Origin of the sequence: Shewanella sp. CAL98-MNA-CIBAN-0140 (assembly GCF_040309905.1) — a bacterium.
Classification (GTDB): Bacteria; Pseudomonadota; Gammaproteobacteria; order Enterobacterales; family Shewanellaceae; genus Shewanella; species Shewanella psychromarinicola.
In genome coordinates this window covers 1-458 of sequence record NZ_JBEOPI010000103.1, presented here as the reverse complement: position 1 = coordinate 458, position 458 = coordinate 1, and the positions used below count along the sequence as shown (strand labels likewise).

The window sequence follows — 458 nt, the reverse complement described above, 5'->3', positions numbered from 1 at the left end:
TCGATGCTAAGAGATGGTGTTTTATGGGAAGCGCCAAAAGCATAAAATTAACTATTGACGCCATAGTCTCTTGTTAGCTTTTCACTTGCGACATTATTACAGCAGGTCATATTTGTACCCGCCATAACCACCAGTTTGCCCAAAAACTATGTAACCAATAAACCAAGCAATAGCTAAAGAGGCAAAAACGATTAATAAAGTTTTACCAATATGTTTATGTAAATCACCCCAATAAAAAATACCATCTTGAGTAAAATACCAAAAGGCAACACAGAATATTATAGGACTCGCTATTATTGGAATGAAGAATTGGCCAAGCAAAGCGATACCAATAATTGAATATAATCTTGCTTCGAAACTCAATACATTCTCCGTGAAAGCTAACGTTTTAGTATTTATGCGTTGCGCTGTTTGCAAGGCATAAATCGCTTGTTGGACTTGGCCGATGCCTAGTCAAA

General features: G+C 36.7%; 1 protein-coding gene. It reads right to left on the bottom strand.

The features are described 5' to 3' along the window. Positions 1-96: 96 nt before the first annotated feature. Positions 97-363: a hypothetical protein gene (locus AAEY93_RS20350; RefSeq protein WP_351079445.1), complete on the bottom strand. Its 267-nt coding sequence runs from the start codon at positions 361-363 to the stop codon at positions 97-99. Positions 364-458 lie beyond the last annotated feature (95 nt).